At 39.2% G+C, this 25756-nt stretch carries 12 protein-coding genes, 4 tRNA genes, 6 rRNA genes and 1 pseudogene; 21 read left to right on the plus strand and 2 right to left on the minus strand.

The annotated features are described in order from the left end of the window. Nucleotides 1-142: 142 nt before the first annotated feature. The 14 genes from HCN53_RS00530 (at nucleotide 143) to rrf (HCN53_RS00595) (ending at nucleotide 15066) form a co-directional block, all read left to right on the plus strand. The gene (locus HCN53_RS00530; protein ID WP_167341653.1) at nucleotides 143-694 is read left to right on the plus strand and encodes a nucleotide exchange factor GrpE; all 552 of its coding nucleotides are present in this window, start codon (nucleotides 143-145) and stop codon (nucleotides 692-694) included. Between the two features lies 1 nt (nucleotide 695). Further along, complete coding sequence (gene dnaJ, locus HCN53_RS00535) at nucleotides 696-1829, plus strand: molecular chaperone DnaJ (protein ID WP_167341654.1); 1134 nt, start codon at nucleotides 696-698, stop codon at nucleotides 1827-1829. 225 nt (nucleotides 1830-2054) lie between these two features. Next, nucleotides 2055-2981 (plus strand): ABC transporter ATP-binding protein, encoded by a 927-nt coding sequence (locus HCN53_RS00540; RefSeq protein ID WP_167341655.1) that lies wholly within the window; start codon nucleotides 2055-2057, stop codon nucleotides 2979-2981. After that, nucleotides 2974-4266, plus strand: coding sequence for an ABC transporter permease (locus HCN53_RS00545; protein WP_105018556.1), 1293 nt, complete (start codon nucleotides 2974-2976; stop codon nucleotides 4264-4266). The genes HCN53_RS00540 and HCN53_RS00545 overlap by 8 nt, the downstream gene beginning before the upstream one ends. A gap of 4 nt (nucleotides 4267-4270) precedes the next feature. Further along, nucleotides 4271-5152 carry a mechanosensitive ion channel family protein gene (locus HCN53_RS00550; protein WP_167341656.1) on the plus strand — a complete coding sequence of 294 codons (882 nt, stop codon included), beginning with the start codon at nucleotides 4271-4273 and terminating at the stop codon, nucleotides 5150-5152. Next, nucleotides 5136-6020 carry a DUF6268 family outer membrane beta-barrel protein gene (locus tag HCN53_RS00555; protein WP_085775662.1) on the plus strand — a complete coding sequence of 295 codons (885 nt, stop codon included), beginning with the start codon at nucleotides 5136-5138 and terminating at the stop codon, nucleotides 6018-6020. The genes HCN53_RS00550 and HCN53_RS00555 overlap by 17 nt, the downstream gene beginning before the upstream one ends. Then, a complete protein-coding gene (locus tag HCN53_RS00560; RefSeq protein WP_167341657.1) occupies nucleotides 6020-7183 on the plus strand; it encodes a sigma-54-dependent transcriptional regulator in 1164 nt (387 codons plus the stop codon). Before HCN53_RS00555 ends, HCN53_RS00560 begins: the two co-directional genes overlap by 1 nt. Beyond that, the gene (locus HCN53_RS00565; RefSeq protein WP_167341658.1) at nucleotides 7183-8067 is read left to right on the plus strand and encodes a PPK2 family polyphosphate kinase; all 885 of its coding nucleotides are present in this window, start codon (nucleotides 7183-7185) and stop codon (nucleotides 8065-8067) included. Before HCN53_RS00560 ends, HCN53_RS00565 begins: the two co-directional genes overlap by 1 nt. A gap of 121 nt (nucleotides 8068-8188) precedes the next feature. Then, on the plus strand, nucleotides 8189-9523 hold the full coding sequence (locus HCN53_RS00570) for an MATE family efflux transporter (RefSeq protein ID WP_167341659.1): 1335 nt from the start codon (nucleotides 8189-8191) through the stop codon (nucleotides 9521-9523). A 478-nt stretch (nucleotides 9524-10001) separates the two neighbouring features. Beyond that, nucleotides 10002-11527: ribosomal RNA gene (locus HCN53_RS00575) — 16S ribosomal RNA — on the plus strand. 116 nt (nucleotides 11528-11643) lie between these two features. Next, nucleotides 11644-11717 (plus strand) — tRNA-Ile (locus HCN53_RS00580). A 133-nt stretch (nucleotides 11718-11850) separates the two neighbouring features. Then, nucleotides 11851-11924 (plus strand) — tRNA-Ala (locus HCN53_RS00585). Between the two features lie 141 nt (nucleotides 11925-12065). Then, nucleotides 12066-14878, plus strand: a 23S ribosomal RNA gene (locus HCN53_RS00590). 80 nt (nucleotides 14879-14958) lie between these two features. After that, nucleotides 14959-15066 (plus strand): 5S ribosomal RNA (gene rrf / locus HCN53_RS00595). 131 nt (nucleotides 15067-15197) lie between these two features. On the opposite strand, the pseudogene glyA (HCN53_RS00600) reads toward rrf (HCN53_RS00595), so the two are convergent. Further along, nucleotides 15198-15749, minus strand: a pseudogene (glyA, locus tag HCN53_RS00600) (serine hydroxymethyltransferase); the annotation flags it as partial. Between the two features lie 450 nt (nucleotides 15750-16199). On the opposite strand from glyA (HCN53_RS00600), the gene HCN53_RS00605 reads away from it, so the two are divergent. The 5 genes from HCN53_RS00605 to rrf (HCN53_RS00625) all read left to right on the plus strand — a co-directional run bounded on the left by HCN53_RS00605 (nucleotide 16200) and on the right by rrf (HCN53_RS00625) (nucleotide 21264). Further along, nucleotides 16200-17725, plus strand: a 16S ribosomal RNA gene (locus HCN53_RS00605). A 116-nt stretch (nucleotides 17726-17841) separates the two neighbouring features. Beyond that, nucleotides 17842-17915 (plus strand) — tRNA-Ile (locus tag HCN53_RS00610). A 133-nt stretch (nucleotides 17916-18048) separates the two neighbouring features. Next, nucleotides 18049-18122: transfer RNA gene (locus tag HCN53_RS00615), tRNA-Ala, on the plus strand. 141 nt (nucleotides 18123-18263) lie between these two features. Beyond that, a 23S ribosomal RNA gene (locus HCN53_RS00620) occupies nucleotides 18264-21076 on the plus strand. Nucleotides 21077-21156: 80 nt separating this feature from the next. After that, nucleotides 21157-21264, plus strand: a 5S ribosomal RNA gene (gene rrf, locus HCN53_RS00625). Together the 16S, 23S and 5S rRNA genes with 4 tRNA genes alongside form the textbook arrangement of a ribosomal RNA operon. A gap of 131 nt (nucleotides 21265-21395) precedes the next feature. On the opposite strand, the gene glyA (HCN53_RS00630) is transcribed toward rrf (HCN53_RS00625), so the two are convergent. Continuing rightward, nucleotides 21396-22673, minus strand: coding sequence for a serine hydroxymethyltransferase (gene glyA, locus HCN53_RS00630; RefSeq protein ID WP_167341661.1), 1278 nt, complete (start codon nucleotides 22671-22673; stop codon nucleotides 21396-21398). A 98-nt stretch (nucleotides 22674-22771) separates the two neighbouring features. Here glyA (HCN53_RS00630) and fahA point away from each other — a divergent pair, with 98 nt between their 5' ends. Beyond that, nucleotides 22772-24067: a fumarylacetoacetase gene (gene fahA / locus HCN53_RS00635; RefSeq protein ID WP_105018587.1), complete on the plus strand. Its 1296-nt coding sequence runs from the start codon at nucleotides 22772-22774 to the stop codon at nucleotides 24065-24067. 119 nt (nucleotides 24068-24186) lie between these two features. After that, nucleotides 24187-25743: a bacillithiol biosynthesis cysteine-adding enzyme BshC gene (gene bshC / locus HCN53_RS00640; RefSeq protein ID WP_240919369.1), complete on the plus strand. Its 1557-nt coding sequence runs from the start codon at nucleotides 24187-24189 to the stop codon at nucleotides 25741-25743. Nucleotides 25744-25756: the final 13 nt, after the last annotated feature.

Below are 25756 nucleotides of genomic sequence, written 5' to 3' on the forward strand. Positions count from 1 at the left end.
CTTCTTCACGCGCGATGATGTTTGTGCATTGTTGTTGATAATTAAGCTTTCGCAAAAGCGTATAAATTCAACTATCAATGCTCATACATCGACATATTAGAAAAAATTGAAGTTTTACAAGAAAATAAAAGACCAGTTTAACATGGCAAAAGATAAACAACAACAAGAAGAAGTAGAGCAAGAGGTGTTGCATAACACTGAAGAACAAGATGTTGCTCAAGAGCAAGATCAAAGTGAGGAAAAAACTGAACTGGAAAAAGTTCAAGAGGAGTTACAAGCAGAAAAAGACCGCTACTTAAGGTTGTTTGCAGAATTTGAAAACTATAAACGTCGCACAGCCAAAGAACGTGTAGAGTTATTTAAAACAGCCGGTGAAGGCATTTTAAAGGATATGTTACCGGTATTAGATGATTTTGATAGAGCACTTGTAGAAATTAATAAATCTGGTGATGAACAACTTACCGCAGGTGTTACACTTATAAGCAACAAGCTGCGCAATACATTAAAATCAAAAAACCTAGAAGAGGTTGAGGTTGAGGCTGGAGATACTTTTAATGCAGACGATCACGAGGCTGTTACACAAATTCCAGCTCCTAATGATGATATGAAAGGTAAAATCATCGACGTAATAGAAAAAGGATATAAACTAGGTGACAAAGTGATACGTTACCCAAAAGTGGTTATAGGAAAATAATATGGCAGATTTTTATGAAGTATTAGGTATAGATCGCAATGCGAGTGCTGCAGAGATTAAGAAAGCATATCGTAAAAAGGCGGTTAAATACCATCCAGATAAGAATCCTGGTGATGCAGAGGCAGAAGAAATGTTTAAAAAAGCAGCCGAGGCTTATGAAACCTTGAGCGATCCTCAGAAAAAAGCTAGGTATGATCAACTAGGTCATCAGGCATATACGAGTGGCGCTGGCGGTTTTGGAGGTGGCTCTGGTGGTTTTGGCGGCATGGATATGGATGATATCTTTAGTCAGTTTGGCGATATATTCGGCGGTGCTGGTGGCGGCTTTTCTGGGTTTGGAGGATTCAGCGGTGGCGGCGGACGCCGCAGAGTTAAAGGTAAAGACCTGCGAATAAGAGTATCCCTTACCCTAGAAGAGGCTGCAAATGGAGTAGATAAAAAGGTTAAGGTTAAACGTAAAAAACAAGCGGCAGGAGTTTCTTATAAAACTTGTGGCACTTGTAACGGTAGTGGACAAGTTACTCGTATTCAAAACACGATTCTTGGAAGAATGCAAACTAGTGCTCCTTGTAGCACCTGTGGTGGATCAGGTCAAATCTTGGACAAAAAACCTAATGGTGCAGACTCTCAAGGTCTCATAGTAGAAGAGGAGTTAGTGACTATTCAAATTCCTGCTGGTGTTGAAAGTGACATGCGATTAAAGGTAGGTGGTAAAGGGAACGATGCACCAGGAAATGGTGTGAGTGGAGACCTACTAGTTGATATTGAAGTTAAACCTCACGAATCACTACAACGAGAAGGAAATAATTTACACTATGACCTATATATAAGTGTTCCAGAAGCTGTATTAGGAACCTCTAAAGAAATTCAAACGGTTACAGGAAAAGTCAGAATTCCGATAGAATCTGGAATTCAAAGTGGAAAAATTTTAAGATTACGTGGAAAAGGGATGCCTAGCTTAAATGGTTATGGAACTGGCGATCTACTTGTTCATGTAAACGTCTGGACACCACGTAACTTAACTCGTGAGCAGAAAGAGTTTTTTGAAAATATGATGGCCGATTCAAACTTTGAACCAGCTCCTGAGAAGTCGGATAAATCATTTTTTGAAAAGGTAAAAGACATGTTTTCTTAAAAAAAACTTAATGAATTAGAAAAAAGTTCTATATTTGAAATAACAATTGGTTTCAACACCAGTTGTTATTTTTCTTTTTCATAGCAATTTTTCCCACCTCTTTGTCAAAAGAGGTGGGTTTTTTTATGGCTTAATCTACCTTTAAATAAATCATTCCTATTAAATATATCTAAAATACTTTATACCACGGCCTATATTGTTAACTTGCGTGTTTCATTATTGAATATGGGATACGCATTACAAGCAGAAAACATAACAAAACAATATGGCGATTATACTGCATTGAATAATTTGACCATAAAAGTTCCAGAAGGATCTATATATGGATTATTAGGTCCAAACGGTGCAGGTAAAACTTCTCTTATTAGAATTATCAATCAAATTACAATGCCTGATAAAGGTAGCGTGTTATTGAATGGTGAACCACTAGCACCAAATCATATTGCACAAATTGGATACATGCCTGAAGAGCGTGGTTTGTATAAAAGCATGAAAGTAGGCGAGCAATGCCTGTACCTAGCCCAATTAAAAGGTCTGTCTAAAAAAGAAGCTAAGCAACGACTGGAGTTTTGGTTTGAAAGATTAGGGATGCAAGGATGGTGGAATAAAAAACTGCAAGAATTGTCAAAGGGTATGGCCCAAAAAGTTCAATTTATTGTGACTGTTTTACACCAACCTAAGCTATTAATCTTTGATGAACCGTTTTCAGGATTTGACCCAGTAAACGCCAACCTCATAAAGGATGAAATCCTATATCTAAGAGATCAAGGTGCTACTATTATTTTTTCTACTCATAGAATGGAAAGTGTGGAAGAAATGTGTGATCATATTGCTTTAATTAACAAATCAAATTTGGTTTTGGAAGGCCCTATTAACCGTGTAAAACAAGAGTATCGTAACAACGATTATCAAATAAGTGTTTTAAGTGAAACAGATTCATGGTTAAAAGAACTTCCAGTTGAGTGGCAAGCACAATCAACCGATATCAAAGGACTAGATAATACAGTTGATTTTAAAATTCATTTACAAAAAGAAGTTTCTATAAATGAGGTTTTCAATAGATTAACCCAATTGGGCGAAGTAACTCATTTCAGTGAAATTATACCTAGCATAAACGATATATTTATTAAAAACGTAGGTAGCAATGAGTAAACTAGGTTTAATAATTAAAAGAGAATACTTGACAAAGGTTCGTAATAGGACCTTTATAATAATGACCTTTGTAAGTCCTATGATATTCATCGGTGTAGCTGTGCTTATAGGTTGGCTCACAAATTTGAATAGAGAAGATTCTAGGACTGTAGCAATACTTGATGAGACTGGTGCGTCCTATGTAGATTTGTTTGAAGACTATAGCAACTTCAAATTCGTTCGAGTTGATAATCAGATCGATCAAGCCATAACTGCTACTAAGGAGGCAGGCTATTATGGATTGATACATATATATGGTGTTGACAATGAAGTCGAAAATTTGACCTTTTATTCAAAAGACAATCCATCTTCAGGTTTTATAGAAAGAATAGAGAATGCCATAAACAAAAAAGCCACTGAGTATAAATTATTAGAAAACAATATTCAACCTAGCATTTTACAAGCAGCAACTGTAAAAAAGCAGTTGCAGTTACAAACATTTGATGGCGATACGACCAGTAAGGAAGCAGGATGGATTAAAATTGCTGCAGGTGGAGCAGCAGGATATTTATTAATGATGTTCATCATAATATATGGTAACATGCTCATGCGGTCTGTAATTGAGGAAAAAACAAATCGTATTGTAGAAATTATAGTGAGCAGTGTTAAACCTATATATCTTATGTTGGGTAAGATAACAGGAACGTCACTGGCGGGAATTACTCAATTTCTTATTTGGGTGGTTTTAGGTGGAACGCTGGCAATTGTTTTGTCAGTCGTTTTGGGACCAGATGCTCTTCAAAACCCAGCTAACGAGCAACTCGTTAATCAAGTTCAAACAGCTAGTGAAGCCCAAGCTTTTGTCAATGACATTTTAAAATTACCAATAGGACAATTGATTTTCCTCTTTTTCGTCTATTTCATAGGAGGATATTTTTTATACGCTAGCATATATACTGCTATAGGTGCAGCTGTAGATAGTGAGACAGATACACAGCAATTTATGCTTCCTATCATCTTACCATTAATGCTATCCATATATGTGGGTTTTTTCTCAGTTATAGATAATCCACACGGTACTGTTGCGGTTACATTTAGTTATATACCTTTAACCAGTCCCATCGTTATGTTAATGAGAATTCCTTTTGGAGAAATAACTTGGTGGGAAATTCTTATAAGTGTAAGCTTGCTATACGCAAGTATAATAGGAGTTACCTATATAGCTGCCAAAATATACCGTGTAGGTATTTTAATGTATGGCAAAAAGACGAGTTGGAAACAATTATATAAGTGGTTAAAGTATTAACGAGATGAAATTAGATTGGCAATCCATCAAAGATTTTTTGACCTATCAAATAATTGAAGCAAAGGAAAAGGGCGATTTTCATTTAGACACATGGATGGTGATTCTTGCCATTGTTGCTTTACTTGCAACCAAGGTCCTCTTAAGAGTATTGAAAAAAATTCTTACTCGTAAAATGGATCACAGTGACAAACTAAAATTTGATAGTATTTTCAGGTTTTTTAACTATCTGGTTTACATCATTGTTATCCTGGTTATACTGAATAGTTCTGGAGCAGATATTACGGCATTACTTACAGCCAGTGCAGCGTTATTCGTCGGGATTGGATTTGCTTTACAGGACTTCTTCAAGGATATCATAGCAGGTATAACAATTATCGTGGATAAATCGGTTCTGGTTAATGACATCATAGAAGTGGATGATAAGGTGGGTCGTGTTTTTGAAATCAAATTAAGAAGTACGAGAGCCATCACAAGAGACGATAAAGTATTGATTATACCTAATCACTTATTTCTCTCGGACATTGTTTTTAATTACACACAAAATCATGCAAAAACAAGAGAAAAGGTAGGAGTAGGAGTAGCCTATGGAAGTGATACACGACTAGTAGAAAAAATACTACTCGAGGTTGCGAATAATCAAAAAGGAGTGCTTAAAAGTCCAGAACCCATGGTTCTATTTCAAAATTTTGGAGATAGTTCTTTAGATTTTGAACTGTTTTTTTACGTACGCGATGCTTTTACCGATCCTAAAATTAAGAGTAGTCTGCGTTTTGAAATTGACAAAGCTTTTAGAGAAAACAATATATCAATACCGTTCCCTCAACGAGATTTACACCTAGTATCTTCTAATATCACATGGAAAAAAGATGATGAAAAAACTGATTAAAATATTAATACTGATAATTGTTGTTCTCGCTTTCGCGAAAGCGAACTCACAAGCAACTGATCTATTTAGAACAGAATTTACGTATTTCCCACAAAGTGATAGTGATAATAGCTTTAGGAGATTTAGAACCTTTGTCAATGTTCCTTTGAAAGTAAAAGAGCAATCCTATCTTGTTCCTTTCATAGAATATAGGAACGTTCACTTACTAATAAGAGATGATGAACGATTTAGACAACTTAAGACTGATAGGTATGAAAGTATTGAAGTTGCATTAGGATATACATTTCCTATGGAGAATAATTGGCGATTTGGTGCAAGGGTAGGTTTATTAGCAGCATCAAATTTTGATGAGGCAAAGCCAATAAGTGAAGATTTGTTTTTTACAGGAAGTGCTTACTTCATCAAGGACATGAAAAAACGAACAGATGGTGGAAAACCATGGCGACTTGTATTAGGTGTGCAGTACTCAACAACGGTTGGTCGACCATTCCCATTACCTTACGTAAATTATTACAGAGAGTTTGCAACAGATTGGAGCTATAGTATAGGAGCTCCCAAAATGAATTTAAGATATAGATTTAACGATCAACATAGTGTACAATTATATGCAAGATTAGATGGTTTTTATGCTAATATTCAAAACGACGTAAACACAATTAATGGAGTTGCTGATAATATAAGTATGACAACTGCCATGATGGGACCAGGTTATACATATAACTTAACAAAGCATATTTCATTTTATGTATATGCAGGATACACTATCTTTAACGATATAAGATTAAGAGATGCAGATGGAGAAGATGTGCGCACTATTAATAGCAGCAATACATTTTATTCTAGAGCAGGTATAAAATTTCAAATTTAATGGCACAAATACTTATTATAGAAGATGAAAGCGCAATTAGAAGAGTGCTGGGTAAAATATTAAGTGAAGAGGATAAGAATTACAAAATCACTGAAGCCGAGGATGGTCTTGCAGGTATGGACCTTATAAAGGACAACGATTATGATCTGGTACTTTGTGATATAAAAATGCCCAAAATGGATGGAGTAGAGGTTTTGGAAGCTGTTCAAAAAATTAAGCCCGAAACTCCTGTAGTAATGATTTCTGGACATGGTGATTTAGATACTGCTGTTCAAACTATGAGATTAGGAGCTTTTGATTACATTTCAAAACCACCAGATTTAAATAGGTTGTTGAATACTGTGCGCAACGCCTTAGATCGTAAAACTCTAGTCGTAGAAAATAAGCGGTTAAAGAAAAAGGTAAGTAAGAATTACGAGATGATTGGTGAGAGCGAATTAATTTCAATAATCAAAAATATTATTGAGAAAGTAGCTCCTACAGATGCCCGAGTTTTAATAACCGGTGGGAATGGTACAGGTAAAGAACTTGTGGCTCACTGGTTACATGAAAAAAGTGATCGTTCAAAAAAGCCATTCATTGAAGTTAATTGTGCCGCTATTCCTAGTGAACTCATAGAAAGTGAGCTCTTTGGTCATGTTAAAGGTAGCTTTACTGGAGCAAATAAAGATCGTGCAGGAAAATTTGAAGCCGCAAATGGCGGAACCATTTTTCTCGATGAAATAGGTGATATGTCATTGCCTGCTCAAGCCAAAGTTTTACGAGCGTTACAAGAAAATAGAATTCAACGAGTAGGTAGTGATAAGGATATACAGGTAAATGTGAGAATTCTTGCAGCTACAAATAAGGATCTAAAAAAAGAAATTGAAGAAAAAAGATTTAGAGAAGATCTATATCATAGATTAGCTGTGATTTTAATAAACGTTCCATCACTGAATGATCGACGTGATGATATACCCTTATTGGTAGAGCACTTTGCACAAAAAATAGCTCAGGAACAAGGTGGTTCGAGAAAAGAGTTTCATGCTAATGCAATTAAATTATTGCAAGAATATGATTGGACGGGAAATATTAGAGAATTACGTAATGTAGTGGAACGACTAATCATATTAGGAGGAGAAGAGATTAGTGAAAATGATGTCAAACTATTTGCAAGTAAATAATGGAATTCAACGTAACGCCATCAGATTTTAAAGTTGACTCTACTTTTAACCTGTCATCTCATCCTACCTTACCTTTAGATATTTTAGAAAAAAAAGAGGCAAAAAAAAGGCTAGCTAAGGTTAGAAGAGAATTAGCACATTTCCAGGCTAGAATGTATGCCCATGACAAACACGCTGTACTGGTCTGTTTTCAAGGTATGGATACGGCAGGAAAGGATAGCTTAGTAAGAGAAGTTTTTAAAGACTTTAATGTGAGAGGTGTTGAACATTATAGTTTTAAAGTACCTACCGATTTAGAACGTTCACATGGATACTTATGGCGTCACTATATAGCTTTACCTTCAAAAGGTCATTTTGGAATTTTTAATAGAACGCATTATGAAAATGTGTTGGTGACTAGAGTACATCCAGAATACCTGATGGGAGAAAATCTCCCTGATTTTAATGATCCTAGCGATGCTAATTCTGATTTTTGGAGTATGCGATTTGAACAAATCAACAATTTCGAAAAAGAACTTACGCAAAATGGTACCTTTATATTTAAGTTCTTTTTGAATATCAGCAAGCAAGAACAAAAAAATCGCTTATTAAGGAGATTGCACATACCAGAAAAAAACTGGAAGTTTTCAGATGGAGATCTAGCAGAGAGGAAACTTTGGGGTAAATATATGGATTGTTATCAAGACGCTATAAAAAATACTTCGACAACATACGCACCGTGGTATGTAGTGCCGTCAGATAATAAACCAATGGCAAGATTAATAGTTGCTGAGGTTTTGAATCAAACACTGCAACAATTTAGTGAGATACAACCACCTAAATTAGACATGGATAAAGCTGCTAATATTCAGAGTTATATCAGCCAATTAGAAAACGAGGAATAAATTCTAGTTACATTCTAACCTTGAATTTTTTAATTCTATTGATGTGACTAAAGTACCTTAATATGTTATCGTGAGCATTTGATTGTTTAGTTTTGGCGCCTTAATAACAAAAAAAACTGGCGTGAACCTAGTATCATATAAACAAGAATTTTTAACTAATTACAAAATTGCCTATCCTATAGTTTTAGGACAGGTAGCTCATTTATTAGTAGCGTTGGCTGATAATGTTATGGTAGGTAAACTGGGAGATGCTCCTCTTGCAGCAGTATCCTTGGGAAACACCCTTATCTATATTGCATTAAGTATTGGTATTGGGTTCTCCTTCGCTATAACGCCATTAGTATCTACAGCACAAGGTCAGGAAAATTGGACCAAGGTTAAAAGGATTCTAGACAACGGAGTGTTCCTATCCTTTATTATGGGAATATTACTCACTGCATTACTTATAGTGGCAGAACCTCTATTATTTTACATGGATCAACCAGCAGAAGTTGTTGAACTCGCGATTCCGTACATGCATATTGTCTCTATATCCATGGTGCCATTAATGTTATTTCAGGCCTTCAAGCAATTTTCTGATGGGTTGAGTCTTACTAAACATGCAATGAACGCTGCAATTATTGCAAACGTGATAAACGTAATGTTGAACTATCTATTAATTTATGGAGAGTTTGGTTTTCCAAAATTAGGATTAGTAGGTGCAGCATGGGGTACTTTAGTATCTAGAATAATCATGGTGATAATAATTTATATTTCGCTTTCGCGAAAACCGAGTCTACACCAACAATTCAAGGGTCCAATATTTATATCTAAGACCAATATCACTAAAATCTTATCGTTAGGATTCCCCACTGCATTGCAAATGTTGTTTGAAGTGTCTCTTTTTACAGGAGCAATATTTTTATCTGGTATGTTGGGAACAAAACATCAGGCTGCAAATCAAATTGCATTGAATTTATCTGCATTAACATTTATGTTCGGTATAGGATTAGGAGTTACAGCTACTATTCGAGTAGGAAACCAACTAGGGAAAAGAAATTTCGCTTACATGAAGCAAATTGTAAAAAGCTTATTTTTTATGGTTCTAGTAATTGAGATCCTATTCATGTGTTTATTCTTCATCGGAAGAAATTACCTGCCTTGGATTTATATAAACGATACAGAGGTTATACAGATAGCCTCACATTTATTGCTAATAGCAGCAATTTTTCAGGTTAGTGACGGAATACAAGTTTTCCTTTTAGGATTATTGCGTGGATTGCATGATGTTTGGTATCCTAGTTTATTTTGCCTTATAAGTTATTGGTGCATTGGATTTCCTTTGGCGTATTACTTGGGGCTGCACACTTATTTATCTTCAATGGGTATATGGGTAGCCTTATTAATTGCGTTAACATCATCGGCAACTATGATGTTTTTCAGATATAAGTATTTAGTGAGAAGGATTGCAATGTAGTTTTAAGTTTCTTAAAAGTACAAGTATTATGTCTATTTACGAATAGATAAGGGATTATATATTGTGATTAAAAAAGTTTTGATTTTTTCATTTTGTAAGTAAATGATTTGAAGGTGTTTAAGGGTTTGTTGTAATTTTTTTCAAATTTTTTGTCATAAAAGTTTGTTTGGTAAGAAAAAGTGTGTGTATATTTGCACCCGCTTTGGGAAACAATGATGTTTAAATAAAGCGATAGTTCTTCAAAAAGGTTGAAAATATTTGTAGCGGATTGTGAGGATTTCGCATCAAATTTTCGGTCTAGATATTTTGAAGTAGTTCATTGAAAATAATGATTGACAGCACAGCGATACTGTTTTTGTATTGATTAATACAAAGGCAAGTATTGGTAAGAAAATAAAAATAGACACATGTATGCTAATTGAGGGTTCTTAAAAGAGGTTTTTGGAGTTATTCTAATAAATGATCTTTAAAAGATTCTACGATGAAGAGTTTGATCCTGGCTCAGGATGAACGCTAGCGGCAGGCCTAACACATGCAAGTCGAGGGGCAGCATAGATAGCTTGCTATCTGATGGCGACCGGCGCACGGGTGCGTAACGCGTATACAACCTACCTATTACTGAGGGATAGCCCGAAGAAATTTGGATTAATACCTCATAGTATTATAAGATGGCATCATTTAATAATTAAAGGTTACGGTAATAGATGGGTATGCGTCCTATTAGCTAGATGGTGAGGTAACGGCTCACCATGGCAACGATAGGTAGGGGTCCTGAGAGGGAGATCCCCCACACTGGTACTGAGACACGGACCAGACTCCTACGGGAGGCAGCAGTGAGGAATATTGGACAATGGAGGCAACTCTGATCCAGCCATGCCGCGTGTAGGAAGACGGCCCTATGGGTTGTAAACTACTTTTGTACGGGAAGAAATACAGTCACGTGTGATTGTTTGACGGTACCGTAAGAATAAGCACCGGCTAACTCCGTGCCAGCAGCCGCGGTAATACGGAGGGTGCAAGCGTTATCCGGAATCATTGGGTTTAAAGGGTCCGTAGGCGGGTAATTAAGTCAGTGGTGAAATGCAGGGGCTCAACTCCGGCACTGCCATTGATACTGGTTATCTTGAATTATTGTGAAGTGGTTAGAATATGTAGTGTAGCGGTGAAATGCTTAGATATTACATAGAATACCGATTGCGAAGGCAGATCACTAACAATATATTGACGCTGATGGACGAAAGCGTGGGGAGCGAACAGGATTAGATACCCTGGTAGTCCACGCCGTAAACGATGGTTACTAGCTGTTTGGATCGATTGAGATCTGAGTGGCCAAGCGAAAGTGATAAGTAACCCACCTGGGGAGTACGTTCGCAAGAATGAAACTCAAAGGAATTGACGGGGGCCCGCACAAGCGGTGGAGCATGTGGTTTAATTCGATGATACGCGAGGAACCTTACCAGGGCTTAAATGCAGTATGACAGATTTGGAAACAGATTTTTCTTCGGACATATTGCAAGGTGCTGCATGGTTGTCGTCAGCTCGTGCCGTGAGGTGTCAGGTTAAGTCCTATAACGAGCGCAACCCCTATTTCTAGTTGCCAGCACATAATGGTGGGGACTCTAGAGAGACTGCCGGTGCAAACCGTGAGGAAGGTGGGGATGACGTCAAATCATCACGGCCCTTACGTCCTGGGCTACACACGTGCTACAATGGTAGGGACAGAGAGCAGCCACTTCGCGAGAAGGAGCGAATCTACAAACCCTATCTCAGTTCGGATCGCAGTCTGCAACTCGACTGCGTGAAGCTGGAATCGCTAGTAATCGCATATCAGCCATGATGCGGTGAATACGTTCCCGGGCCTTGTACACACCGCCCGTCAAGCCATGGAAGCTGGGGGTGCCTGAAGTCGGTGACCGAAAGGAGCTGCCTAGGGTAAAACTAGTAACTGGGGCTAAGTCGTAACAAGGTAGCCGTACCGGAAGGTGCGGCTGGAACACCTCCTTTCTGGAGTTCCTGAAATAATGGAACGAAACAAGGGATAGTTTCAAGACCTTTAACACTCAATTAGTGTGTGTTTATTTTAAAAAGCAAGTCAATCAAGAAATAGTCGCAAGACACTCAGTCTCATAGCTCAGCTGGTTAGAGCGCTACACTGATAATGTAGAGGTCGGCAGTTCGAGTCTGCCTGAGACTACGATGTCTTAGGTAGTTATTGAGTAGATAATTATAGCTAAGAGATAAAGTTCATTTATAGAATTTTAATGGAAATTCTAGAGGTTGAGGATTCTAAATTCGATATTCTGAATTCAGTATTTAGGATTCGTCATGGGGAATTAGCTCAGCTGGCTAGAGCGCCTGCCTTGCACGCAGGAGGTCATCGGTTCGACTCCGATATTCTCCACGATTGATTAATAGAAATTTAATCATTAAACGTTCATTGACATTTTGAAAAGATCAAAACGAGCATTAGTTCTAATATTAATTAGGATTAATACAAGATAGAAAAAATAATATTACTATATATCGTTGTATAGTAATAGGTATCATAAGCAAATAAGGGCGTATGGGGGATGCCTAGGCTCTCAGAGGCGATGAAGGACGTGATAAGCTGCGATAAGCTGCGGGGATTGGCACATACGATGTGATCCGCAGATTTCCGAATGGGGCAACCCGGCATGTTGAAGACATGTCACCAGTAATGGAGCAAACCCGGTGAACTGAAACATCTAAGTAGCCGGAGGAAGAGAAAACAATAGTGATTCCGTCAGTAGTGGCGAGCGAACGCGGAAAAGCCCAAACCAATTAGGTTACGGCCTAATTGGGGTTGTAGGACTACAATATTTGATGCTAAAAGAATAAGAATCCTTTGGAAAGAGGAGCCAAAGAAGGTGATAGCCCTGTATTGGTAATTTTAGTTATTGATAGTAGTATCCTGAGTAGTGCGGGGCACGGGAAACCCTGTATGAATCTAGCGGGACCATCCGCTAAGGCTAAATACTCCTGAGAGACCGATAGTGAACCAGTACCGTGAGGGAAAGGTGAAAAGAACCCTGAATAAGGGAGTGAAAAAGAACCTGAAACCATACGCTTACAAGCGGTCGGAGCCTTCGGGTGACGGCGTGCCTTTTGCATAATGAGCCTACGAGTTACCGTTGCTAGCAAGGTTAAGTGTTTCAGACACGGAGCCGTAGCGAAAGCGAGTCTGAATAGGGCGCGATAGTTAGTAGTGGTAGACGCGAAACCGTGTGATCTACCCATGGGCAGGGTGAAGCTGTGGTAACACACAGTGGAGGCCCGAACCGGTTGACGTTGAAAAGTCTTCGGATGACCTGTGGGTAGGGGTGAAAGGCCAATCAAACTCGGAAATAGCTCGTACTCTCCGAAATGCATTTAGGTGCAGCGTTGATTTAGTTTTATAGAGGTAGAGCTACTGATTGGATGCGGGGCTTCACCGCCTACCAATTCCTGACAAACTCCGAATGCTATAAAATGATGATCAGCAGTGAGGGCATGGGTGCTAAGGTCCATGTCCGAAAGGGAAAGAACCCAGACCATCAGCTAAGGTCCCCAAATGTATGTTAAGTTGAAAAAACGAGGTTGTACTGCTTAGACAGCTAGGATGTTGGCTTGGAAGCAGCCATTCATTTAAAGAGTGCGTAACAGCTCACTAGTCGAGCGGTACGGCATGGATGATAATCGGGCATAAACATACTACCGAAGCTATGGACTCCATTGAGAGTGGTAGGAGAGCATTCTAATTGTGTTGAAGGTGAACTGTGAGGTTTGCTGGAACGATTAGAAACGAAAATGTAGGCATAAGTAACGATAAAGGGGGCGAGAAACCCCCTCACCGAAAGACCAAGGTTTCCTCAGCTATGCTAATCAGCTGAGGGTTAGTCGGGTCCTAACGCGTACCCGAACGGGGAAGTGGATGGATAACAGGTTAATATTCCTGTACCTGCTCACAATAAAAGTGACGGAGGTGTGAATTTGGTGCGTACTGACGGAAATGTACGTTGAACCAACTGTTAAGGTTGGGATAGTACCACAAGGCTACGGCTACGTGGATAATCCAGAGGAGCAACTTCCAAGAAAAGCAAGTGAAGCAGCCCGTACCGTAAACCGACACAGGTGGTTGGGATGAGAATTCTAAGGTGCTCGAGTGATTCATGGCTAAGGAACTAGGCAAAATAGACCTGTAACTTCGGGAGAAAGGTCCCCTATTTAATAGGGCGCAGTGAAAAGATCCAAGCGACTGTTTATCAAAAACACAGGGCTCTGCAAAATCGAAAGATGAAGTATAGGGCCTGACACCTGCCCGGTGCTGGAAGGTTAAGAGGAGGGTTTAGCTTCGGCGAAGATCTGAATTGAAGCCCCAGTAAACGGCGGCCGTAACTATAACGGTCCTAAGGTAGCGAAATTCCTTGTCGGGTAAGTTCCGACCTGCACGAATGGTGTAACGATTTGGATACTGTCTCAGCCATGAGCTCGGTGAAATTGTAGTATCGGTGAAGATGCCGATTACCCGCTACGGGACGAAAAGACCCCGTGCACCTTTACTATAGCTTAGTATTGATTTTGGATAAGTAATGTGTAGGATAGGTGGGAGACTATGAAGTGACGTCGCCAGGCGTTGTGGAGTCATTGTTGAAATACCACCCTTTGCTTATTTGAAATCTAACCCAGAAATGGGGACATTGCTTGGTGGGTAGTTTGACTGGGGTGGTCGCCTCCAAAAGAGTAACGGAGGCTTCTAAAGGTTTCCTCAGCACGCTTGGTAACCGTGCGTAGAGTGCAATGGCATAAGGAAGCTTGACTGAGAGACATACAGGTCGATCAGGTTGGAAACAAGAGCATAGTGATCCGGTGGTTCCGCATGGAAGGGCCATCGCTCAAAGGATAAAAGGTACGCCGGGGATAACAGGCTGATCTCCCCCAAGAGCTCACATCGACGGGGGGGTTTGGCACCTCGATGTCGGCTCGTCACATCCTGGGGCTGGAGAAGGTCCCAAGGGTTGGGCTGTTCGCCCATTAAAGTGGCACGCGAGCTGGGTTCAGAACGTCGTGAGACAGTTCGGTCTCTATCTGTAGTGGGCGCTAGAAATTTGAGTGAATCTGACTTTAGTACGAGAGGACCGAGTTGGACTGACCGCTGGTCTACCAGTTGTTCCGCCAGGGGCATTGCTGGGTAGCTACGTCGGGAAGGGATAAGCGCTGAAAGCATATAAGCGCGAAACCCATCACAAGATGAGATTTCTTTAAAGGGTCGTGGGAGACTACCACGTTGATAGGTCATAGGTGTAAAGGCAGTAATGTCATAGCCGAGTGATACTAATTACCCGTAAGCTTAGATACCTCTATCTACTTGTATTGATTTTGAACTTTTCAAAATGTCAACATATACAGTTGGATTATTTTAATTTAACTGAAACCTTTAAGGTGGTTATAGCAATGGGGCTCACCTCTTACCATTCCGAACAGAGAAGTTAAGCCCATTAGCGCAGATGGTACTGCATTTGTGGGAGAGTATGTCGCCGCCTTCTTTTAAAACCCTTATCAATTTGATAAGGGTTTTTTGTTGTGGTAAATTTTCTCTAATTAGAAATAAATTAAATAAAAGGCTGTTATTAAATAAATAATAACAGCCTTTTATTGTATTCTATTAATATGTTCTTTAGAGTTGAAATAAAGAATATGTGCTCATCATCAAATTGATTTGTTCTTTTATAGATTTTAATTTACTCTCATCGTCTTTATTTGTGATTGCGTCATTTATATATTGAGATATTAGACTCATTTGATCTTCTTTCAATCCTCTTGTTGTTACAGCTGCAGTTCCTATGCGTATACCACTTGTTATAAACGGTGACTGGTCGTCAAACGGCACCATATTTTTATTTATGGTTATATCTATCTTACCAAGAAGCTCTTCTGCGTCTTTACCCGTAATGCCTTTGTTTCTTAAATCGATTAACATCATATGGTTATCTGTACCATCAGAAATAATATTAAACCCTTTATCGATTAAGGCACTTGCGAGTGTTTGTGCATTTTTCTTTACTTGAACCATGTAATGAAGAAAATCATCAGAGAGTGCCTCTTTAAATGCCACTGCTTTAGCAGCGATTATATGCTCTAAAGGACCTCCTTGATTACCAGGAAATACAGCACTGTTTAACAATGATGACATCTTTTTCAATTTACCGCTCTTCAAACGTTGATCAAATTTCTATTTACCAATAGATAAGGGATTATATATTGTGATTAAAAAAGTTTTGATTTTTTCATTTTGTAAGTAAATGATTTGAAGGTGTTTAAGGGTTTGTTGTAATTTTTTTTCAAATTTTTTGTCATAAAAGTTTGTTTGGTAAGAAAAAGTGTGTGTATATTTGCACCCGCTTTGGGAAACAATGATGTTTAAATAAAGCGATAGTTCTTCAAAAAGGTTGAAAATATTTGTAGCGGATTGTGAGGATTTCGCATCAAATTTTCGGTCTAGATATTTTGAAGTAGTTCATTGAAAATAATGATTGACAGCACAGCGATACTGTTTTTGTATTGATTAATACAAAGGCAAGTATTGGTAAGAAAATAAAAATAGACACATGTACGCTAATTGAGGGTTCTTAAAAGAGGTTTTTGGAGTTATTCTAATAAATGATCTTTAAAAGATTCTACGATGAAGAGTTTGATCCTGGCTCAGGATGAACGCTAGCGGCAGGCCTAACACATGCAAGTCGAGGGGCAGCATAGATAGCTTGCTATCTGATGGCGACCGGCGCACGGGTGCGTAACGCGTATACAACCTACCTATTACTGAGGGATAGCCCGAAGAAATTTGGATTAATACCTCATAGTATTATAAGATGGCATCATTTAATAATTAAAGGTTACGGTAATAGATGGGTATGCGTCCTATTAGCTAGATGGTGAGGTAACGGCTCACCATGGCAACGATAGGTAGGGGTCCTGAGAGGGAGATCCCCCACACTGGTACTGAGACACGGACCAGACTCCTACGGGAGGCAGCAGTGAGGAATATTGGACAATGGAGGCAACTCTGATCCAGCCATGCCGCGTGTAGGAAGACGGCCCTATGGGTTGTAAACTACTTTTGTACGGGAAGAAATACAGTCACGTGTGATTGTTTGACGGTACCGTAAGAATAAGCACCGGCTAACTCCGTGCCAGCAGCCGCGGTAATACGGAGGGTGCAAGCGTTATCCGGAATCATTGGGTTTAAAGGGTCCGTAGGCGGGTAATTAAGTCAGTGGTGAAATGCAGGGGCTCAACTCCGGCACTGCCATTGATACTGGTTATCTTGAATTATTGTGAAGTGGTTAGAATATGTAGTGTAGCGGTGAAATGCTTAGATATTACATAGAATACCGATTGCGAAGGCAGATCACTAACAATATATTGACGCTGATGGACGAAAGCGTGGGGAGCGAACAGGATTAGATACCCTGGTAGTCCACGCCGTAAACGATGGTTACTAGCTGTTTGGATCGATTGAGATCTGAGTGGCCAAGCGAAAGTGATAAGTAACCCACCTGGGGAGTACGTTCGCAAGAATGAAACTCAAAGGAATTGACGGGGGCCCGCACAAGCGGTGGAGCATGTGGTTTAATTCGATGATACGCGAGGAACCTTACCAGGGCTTAAATGCAGTATGACAGATTTGGAAACAGATTTTTCTTCGGACATATTGCAAGGTGCTGCATGGTTGTCGTCAGCTCGTGCCGTGAGGTGTCAGGTTAAGTCCTATAACGAGCGCAACCCCTATTTCTAGTTGCCAGCACATAATGGTGGGGACTCTAGAGAGACTGCCGGTGCAAACCGTGAGGAAGGTGGGGATGACGTCAAATCATCACGGCCCTTACGTCCTGGGCTACACACGTGCTACAATGGTAGGGACAGAGAGCAGCCACTTCGCGAGAAGGAGCGAATCTACAAACCCTATCTCAGTTCGGATCGCAGTCTGCAACTCGACTGCGTGAAGCTGGAATCGCTAGTAATCGCATATCAGCCATGATGCGGTGAATACGTTCCCGGGCCTTGTACACACCGCCCGTCAAGCCATGGAAGCTGGGGGTGCCTGAAGTCGGTGACCGAAAGGAGCTGCCTAGGGTAAAACTAGTAACTGGGGCTAAGTCGTAACAAGGTAGCCGTACCGGAAGGTGCGGCTGGAACACCTCCTTTCTGGAGTTCCTGAAATAATGGAACGAAACAAGGGATAGTTTCAAGACCTTTAACACTCAATTAGTGTGTGTTTATTTTAAAAAGCAAGTCAATCAAGAAATAGTCGCAAGACACTCAGTCTCATAGCTCAGCTGGTTAGAGCGCTACACTGATAATGTAGAGGTCGGCAGTTCGAGTCTGCCTGAGACTACGATGTCTTAGGTAGTTATTGAGTAGATAATTATAGCTAAGAGATAAAGTTCATTTATAGAATTTTAATGGAAATTCTAGAGGTTGAGGATTCTAAATTCGATATTCTGAATTCAGTATTTAGGATTCGTCATGGGGAATTAGCTCAGCTGGCTAGAGCGCCTGCCTTGCACGCAGGAGGTCATCGGTTCGACTCCGATATTCTCCACGATTGATTAATAGAAATTTAATCATTAAACGTTCATTGACATTTTGAAAAGATCAAAACGAGCATTAGTTCTAATATTAATTAGGATTAATACAAGATAGAAAAAATAATATTACTATATATCGTTGTATAGTAATAGGTATCATAAGCAAATAAGGGCGTATGGGGGATGCCTAGGCTCTCAGAGGCGATGAAGGACGTGATAAGCTGCGATAAGCTGCGGGGATTGGCACATACGATGTGATCCGCAGATTTCCGAATGGGGCAACCCGGCATGTTGAAGACATGTCACCAGTAATGGAGCAAACCCGGTGAACTGAAACATCTAAGTAGCCGGAGGAAGAGAAAACAATAGTGATTCCGTCAGTAGTGGCGAGCGAACGCGGAAAAGCCCAAACCAATTAGGTTACGGCCTAATTGGGGTTGTAGGACTACAATATTTGATGCTAAAAGAATAAGAATCCTTTGGAAAGAGGAGCCAAAGAAGGTGATAGCCCTGTATTGGTAATTTTAGTTATTGATAGTAGTATCCTGAGTAGTGCGGGGCACGGGAAACCCTGTATGAATCTAGCGGGACCATCCGCTAAGGCTAAATACTCCTGAGAGACCGATAGTGAACCAGTACCGTGAGGGAAAGGTGAAAAGAACCCTGAATAAGGGAGTGAAAAAGAACCTGAAACCATACGCTTACAAGCGGTCGGAGCCTTCGGGTGACGGCGTGCCTTTTGCATAATGAGCCTACGAGTTACCGTTGCTAGCAAGGTTAAGTGTTTCAGACACGGAGCCGTAGCGAAAGCGAGTCTGAATAGGGCGCGATAGTTAGTAGTGGTAGACGCGAAACCGTGTGATCTACCCATGGGCAGGGTGAAGCTGTGGTAACACACAGTGGAGGCCCGAACCGGTTGACGTTGAAAAGTCTTCGGATGACCTGTGGGTAGGGGTGAAAGGCCAATCAAACTCGGAAATAGCTCGTACTCTCCGAAATGCATTTAGGTGCAGCGTTGATTTAGTTTTATAGAGGTAGAGCTACTGATTGGATGCGGGGGCTTCACCGCCTACCAATTCCTGACAAACTCCGAATGCTATAAAATGATGATCAGCAGTGAGGGCATGGGTGCTAAGGTCCATGTCCGAAAGGGAAAGAACCCAGACCATCAGCTAAGGTCCCCAAATGTATGTTAAGTTGAAAAAACGAGGTTGTACTGCTTAGACAGCTAGGATGTTGGCTTGGAAGCAGCCATTCATTTAAAGAGTGCGTAACAGCTCACTAGTCGAGCGGTACGGCATGGATGATAATCGGGCATAAACATACTACCGAAGCTATGGACTCCATTGAGAGTGGTAGGAGAGCATTCTAATTGTGTTGAAGGTGAACTGTGAGGTTTGCTGGAACGATTAGAAACGAAAATGTAGGCATAAGTAACGATAAAGGGGGCGAGAAACCCCCTCACCGAAAGACCAAGGTTTCCTCAGCTATGCTAATCAGCTGAGGGTTAGTCGGGTCCTAACGCGTACCCGAACGGGGAAGTGGATGGATAACAGGTTAATATTCCTGTACCTGCTCACAATAAAAGTGACGGAGGTGTGAATTTGGTGCGTACTGACGGAAATGTACGTTGAACCAACTGTTAAGGTTGGGATAGTACCACAAGGCTACGGCTACGTGGATAATCCAGAGGAGCAACTTCCAAGAAAAGCAAGTGAAGCAGCCCGTACCGTAAACCGACACAGGTGGTTGGGATGAGAATTCTAAGGTGCTCGAGTGATTCATGGCTAAGGAACTAGGCAAAATAGACCTGTAACTTCGGGAGAAAGGTCCCCTATTTAATAGGGCGCAGTGAAAAGATCCAAGCGACTGTTTATCAAAAACACAGGGCTCTGCAAAATCGAAAGATGAAGTATAGGGCCTGACACCTGCCCGGTGCTGGAAGGTTAAGAGGAGGGTTTAGCTTCGGCGAAGATCTGAATTGAAGCCCCAGTAAACGGCGGCCGTAACTATAACGGTCCTAAGGTAGCGAAATTCCTTGTCGGGTAAGTTCCGACCTGCACGAATGGTGTAACGATTTGGATACTGTCTCAGCCATGAGCTCGGTGAAATTGTAGTATCGGTGAAGATGCCGATTACCCGCTACGGGACGAAAAGACCCCGTGCACCTTTACTATAGCTTAGTATTGATTTTGGATAAGTAATGTGTAGGATAGGTGGGAGACTATGAAGTGACGTCGCCAGGCGTTGTGGAGTCATTGTTGAAATACCACCCTTTGCTTATTTGAAATCTAACCCAGAAATGGGGACATTGCTTGGTGGGTAGTTTGACTGGGGTGGTCGCCTCCAAAAGAGTAACGGAGGCTTCTAAAGGTTTCCTCAGCACGCTTGGTAACCGTGCGTAGAGTGCAATGGCATAAGGAAGCTTGACTGAGAGACATACAGGTCGATCAGGTTGGAAACAAGAGCATAGTGATCCGGTGGTTCCGCATGGAAGGGCCATCGCTCAAAGGATAAAAGGTACGCCGGGGATAACAGGCTGATCTCCCCCAAGAGCTCACATCGACGGGGGGTTTGGCACCTCGATGTCGGCTCGTCACATCCTGGGGCTGGAGAAGGTCCCAAGGGTTGGGCTGTTCGCCCATTAAAGTGGCACGCGAGCTGGGTTCAGAACGTCGTGAGACAGTTCGGTCTCTATCTGTAGTGGGCGCTAGAAATTTGAGTGAATCTGACTTTAGTACGAGAGGACCGAGTTGGACTGACCGCTGGTCTACCAGTTGTTCCGCCAGGGGCATTGCTGGGTAGCTACGTCGGGAAGGGATAAGCGCTGAAAGCATATAAGCGCGAAACCCATCACAAGATGAGATTTCTTTAAAGGGTCGTGGGAGACTACCACGTTGATAGGTCATAGGTGTAAAGGCAGTAATGTCATAGCCGAGTGATACTAATTACCCGTAAGCTTAGATACCTCTATCTACTTGTATTGATTTTGAACTTTTCAAAATGTCAACATATACAGTTGGATTATTTTAATTTAACTGAAACCTTTAAGGTGGTTATAGCAATGGGGCTCACCTCTTACCATTCCGAACAGAGAAGTTAAGCCCATTAGCGCAGATGGTACTGCATTTGTGGGAGAGTATGTCGCCGCCTTCTTTTAAAACCCTTATCAATTTGATAAGGGTTTTTTGTTGTGGTAAATTTTCTCTAATTAGAAATAAATTAAATAAAAGGCTGTTATTAAATAAATAATAACAGCCTTTTATTGTATTCTATTAATATGTTCTTTAGAGTTGAAATAAAGAATATGTGCTCATCATCAAATTGATTTGTTCTTTTATAGATTTTAATTTACTCTCATCGTCTTTATTTGTGATTGCGTCATTTATATATTGAGATATTAGACTCATTTGATCTTCTTTCAATCCTCTTGTTGTTACAGCTGCAGTTCCTATGCGTATACCACTTGTTATAAACGGTGACTGGTCGTCAAACGGCACCATATTTTTATTTACGGTTATATCTATCTTACCAAGAAGCTCTTCTGCGTCTTTACCCGTAATGCCTTTGTTTCTTAAATCGATTAACATCATATGGTTATCTGTACCATCAGAAATAATATTAAACCCTTTATCGATTAAGGCACTTGCGAGTGTTTGTGTATTTTTCTTTACTTGAACCATGTAATGAAGAAAATCATCAGAGAGTGCCTCTTTAAATGCCACTGCTTTAGCAGCGATTATATGCTCTAAAGGACCTCCTTGATTACCAGGAAATACAGCACTGTTTAACAATGATGACATCTTTTTCAATTTACCGCTCTTCAAACGTTGATCAAATGGGTTTTCAAAATCCTTACCCATTATAATAATTCCTCCTCGTGGACCTCTTAATGTCTTGTGTGTAGTTGACGTACAGATGTGAGCGTATAAGACTGCATCATTTAGAATACCTTTGGCAATTAGTCCAGCGGGATGTGCAATATCTGCTAGTAGTATAGCTCCAATTTTATCTGCGATTTCTCTAAATCTTTTGTAGTCAATATCTCTACTATAAGCACTAGCACCAGCTATTATAAGTTTAGGTTTTTCAGCTTCTGCTATTTTCTCGATGTTATCGTAGTCAAGTAAACCAGATTCCTTATTAACACCATAGAATGATGTTTGATAAAGTTTTCCAGAAAAGTTCACAGGTGAACCATGTGTTAAATGACCACCATGAGCTAAATCAAATCCTAGTATTTTATCACCAGGAGAGAGACAAGCATGAAATACAGCTGTGTTAGCTTGGCTACCAGAATGAGGTTGAACATTTACATATTCTGCATTAAATAATTCTTTAGCTCTTTCTATGGCTAGATTTTCGATTTCATCCACAATTTCACAACCACCGTAGTATCTCTTGCCAGGATAGCCTTCTGCATATTTATTAGTTAAAATAGAACCTGCTGCAGCTAGAACGTCTGGGCTTACATAGTTTTCACTAGCAATTAATTCTATACCATTTGTTTGACGGATTCTTTCCTGTTCAATCAAATTGAAAATTTCCTTATCTCTGTGTGCCATATTATATTAATTATTTGACAAAAATACATGTTGCTATATATAATCTATACTTAAATTATATATTTGATTAGTACTTTTCAACAACAATAACTTACGGTATGCCAAATAAAACTAACGACCCGAATAGAAAATCATGGATCGGCTATAATCAAGATACTCATTTTCCTATACAAAATATTCCATTTGGAGTTTTTTTGACTAGAGATAATGTAATTACAATAGGTACAAGGATTGGAGATTATGCCATAGATCTAGGTGCCTTGCAAGAAATGAATTACTTCTCAATGATCCCGTTGACTGATGACATGTTCATGCAGGATACTCTTAACGATTTTATTTCGGATGGTAAAAAAACATGGAGACTAGTTCGTAATAGAATTGGCGATATTTTTGATAAAAACAATCCAGAATTAAGGGACAATAAAGAACATAGAGATAGAGTAATCTTCGCTATGGACGAAGTTGAAATGCAATTGCCAGTTTCAATAGGTGATTATACTGATTTTTATAGTAGTAAAGAACATGCAACCAATGTTGGAACCATGTTTAGAGATCCTGAAAATGCTCTTTTACCTAATTGGTTACATATGCCAGTAGCATATCATGGGCGCAGTAGTACAATTATCCCATCTGGTATCAATATTCATAGACCACAAGGACAAACTATGCCAGCAGGTTCTGATGCACCTGTATTTGGTCCTTCTAAATTAGTAGATTTTGAATTAGAAATGGCATTTATAACTACTGATGCCAATAATCTAGGACATCCCATTCCAGTAAATGAAGCAGAGGATTACATTTTTGGTATGGTTTTATTTAATGACTGGAGCGCAAGAGATATCCAGAAATGGGAATATGTTCCCTTAGGTCCATTTCTTGCTAAAAATTTTGCTAGTAGTATTTCTCCATGGATTGTTACCTTAGATGCTTTGGAACCTTATAGGGTAGAAAGTCCTAAAAGGGAGAAACCTGTGTTAGATTACCTTAATAGTAAAGGGAAAAAAAGTTTTGATATTCATCTAGAAGTGGATATAACCCCAGAAGATGGAAAACCAACAACAGTTTGTAAATCCAATTTTAAGTACATGTATTGGAATATTTCACAACAACTAGCACACCATACCATTAATGGTTGTAGTGTGAATAGCGGTGATCTAATGGGTAGTGGAACTATTTCTGGACCTACGCCAGATAGTTATGGTAGTATGTTGGAATTGAGCTGGCGAGGTGAGAAACCGGTTAAACTTAACGATGGTACAGAACGTAAGTTTATTCAAGACAACGATACGGTTACATTGCGTGGTTATTGTAATAATGGTCCTTTTAGAATAGGTTTTGGCGAAGTAACAAATAAGCTTTTACCAATCTACGAACCTAAAACAAAGAATAAATAATATTACGCTTTCGCGAAAGCGTATCAATTCCAATTTGTTCTGCAATTTAAAGAACTATAGTAAGATTAATGGACGACTGTCATATTTCATATCAAGATCTAAGATATTTTTCTAATTTAATGAAGGATTATTTAGATGAAAAACCTGATGTTAAATCTTTATACCATAGATTTCCAAATATTAAAAATTTTGAAAATCAAATAGAAGAAAAGTCCATAGAATGGTCTTCAAAATCACTAGAGCGACAAAATTTGGTAAAAGTCCTAAGAAATCAATACAATGGTTTGGAAGATGTTGATAAAGTTCTATATAATATTGATTTACTCGAAAAAGAAAACACATTCACAATAACTACTGGACATCAATTAAATCTTTTTACGGGTCCTTTATATTTTTTCTATAAAATTATAGACACCATAAACCTAACCAATATACTAAGGTTAACTTACCCCAAGTATAATTTTGTACCTGTATACTGGATGGCTAGTGAGGATCATGACTTTGAAGAAATCCAATACTTTAACTATGCAGGAAAAAAAATTGTTTATGAAACAGATCAAACAGGCGCAGTAGGTAGATTTGAAAACCGTGAATTAAATAAAGTTTATAAAGTTCTTGAATTGTCTTTGGGTAAAAGTGATTACGCTCAGGAATTATTACAAACATTTGAAAAAGCCTATTTAAAAACCAGTTCGTTATCTGAAGCCACTAGGGTACTAGTTCATCAATTTTTTAAAGATGATGGGTTACTTATTCTAGACGCTGACGATACAACGCTAAAAAGAACAATGTTTCCTTTTTTTAAACAGGAATTTACAGATCAAAAATCTTATAATCAGGTGAACAATACTCTTGCTAGTTGGCCTGAAAAATATAAGGTTCAAGTAAACCCTAGAGAGAACAATTTGTTTTATCTAAAGGATAATTTAAGGTCTAGAATAATTTCTCATGAAAATAACACCTATTCGATTGACGGTACAGATTTAAAATTTGACAAGAAGGAAATTTTGGAAGACCTAAATAAACACCCAGAAAGATTTTCACCTAATGTTATATTGAGACCTCTTTATCAAGAAGTTATATTACCTAATTTGTGTTATATAGGTGGTGGTGGTGAAATGGCCTACTGGTTGCAATTAAAGCAAATGTTCGATAGTTATAACGTGACGTTTCCAATATTACTTCTTAGAAACAGTGTGTTGATTGCGACTGAAAAGCAGCTTAGAAAATTAACAGCCCTCAAATTGTCTGTTCAAGAATTGTTTTTACATCCGGACGAGCTCAAAGAAAAGGTTACCAATTTGCATAGTGAAATTGAAATAGATTTTTCTAATCAGAAAAGTCATCTTAAAAAGCAATTTAAGGATTTGTATGAAATAGCGACAAAAACAGATCACTCATTTTATGGAGCAGTGGCAGCACAAGAGCGTAAACAGATAAAAGGTCTTGAAAATTTAGAAAAGAGACTCCTTACAGCTCAAAAACGTAAATTAAAGGATGTGAATGAAAGAGCATTAAAGCTGCAAGAACAGTTGTTTCCTAATGGTAATTTACAAGAGAGAGTTCTTAATTTTTCATCCTTTTATGAAAAATACGGTTCTCAATGGCTGGAAAAACTGAAGAGTAATTTAAATCCATTTGATTTAAGGTTTACGGTGATTGAATTACCTGATTGATAAGATATAGTTG

The sequence above is a fragment of the Nonlabens sp. SY33080 genome, assembly GCF_011784885.1.
In the GTDB taxonomy this organism is placed as follows: Bacteria; Bacteroidota; Bacteroidia; order Flavobacteriales; family Flavobacteriaceae; genus Nonlabens; species Nonlabens tegetincola.

Bases quoted from the DNA above. Each gene is read 5' to 3' on its own strand.
- HCN53_RS00530 (WP_167341653.1), top strand. From the start codon at position 143: ATGGCAAAAGATAAACAACAACAAGAAGAAGTAGAGCAAGAGGTGTTG.
- dnaJ (WP_167341654.1), top strand. From the start codon at position 696: ATGGCAGATTTTTATGAAGTATTAGGTATAGATCGCAATGCGAGTGCT.
- HCN53_RS00540 (WP_167341655.1), top strand. From the start codon at position 2,055: ATGGGATACGCATTACAAGCAGAAAACATAACAAAACAATATGGCGAT.
- HCN53_RS00545 (WP_105018556.1), top strand. From the start codon at position 2,974: ATGAGTAAACTAGGTTTAATAATTAAAAGAGAATACTTGACAAAGGTT.
- HCN53_RS00550 (WP_167341656.1), top strand. From the start codon at position 4,271: ATGAAATTAGATTGGCAATCCATCAAAGATTTTTTGACCTATCAAATA.
- HCN53_RS00555 (WP_085775662.1), top strand. From the start codon at position 5,136: ATGAAAAAACTGATTAAAATATTAATACTGATAATTGTTGTTCTCGCT.
- HCN53_RS00560 (WP_167341657.1), top strand. From the start codon at position 6,020: ATGGCACAAATACTTATTATAGAAGATGAAAGCGCAATTAGAAGAGTG.
- HCN53_RS00565 (WP_167341658.1), top strand. From the start codon at position 7,183: ATGGAATTCAACGTAACGCCATCAGATTTTAAAGTTGACTCTACTTTT.
- glyA (WP_167341661.1), bottom strand. From the start codon at position 22,673: ATGGCACACAGAGATAAGGAAATTTTCAATTTGATTGAACAGGAAAGA.
- fahA (WP_105018587.1), top strand. From the start codon at position 22,772: ATGCCAAATAAAACTAACGACCCGAATAGAAAATCATGGATCGGCTAT.
- bshC (WP_240919369.1), top strand. From the start codon at position 24,187: ATGAAGGATTATTTAGATGAAAAACCTGATGTTAAATCTTTATACCAT.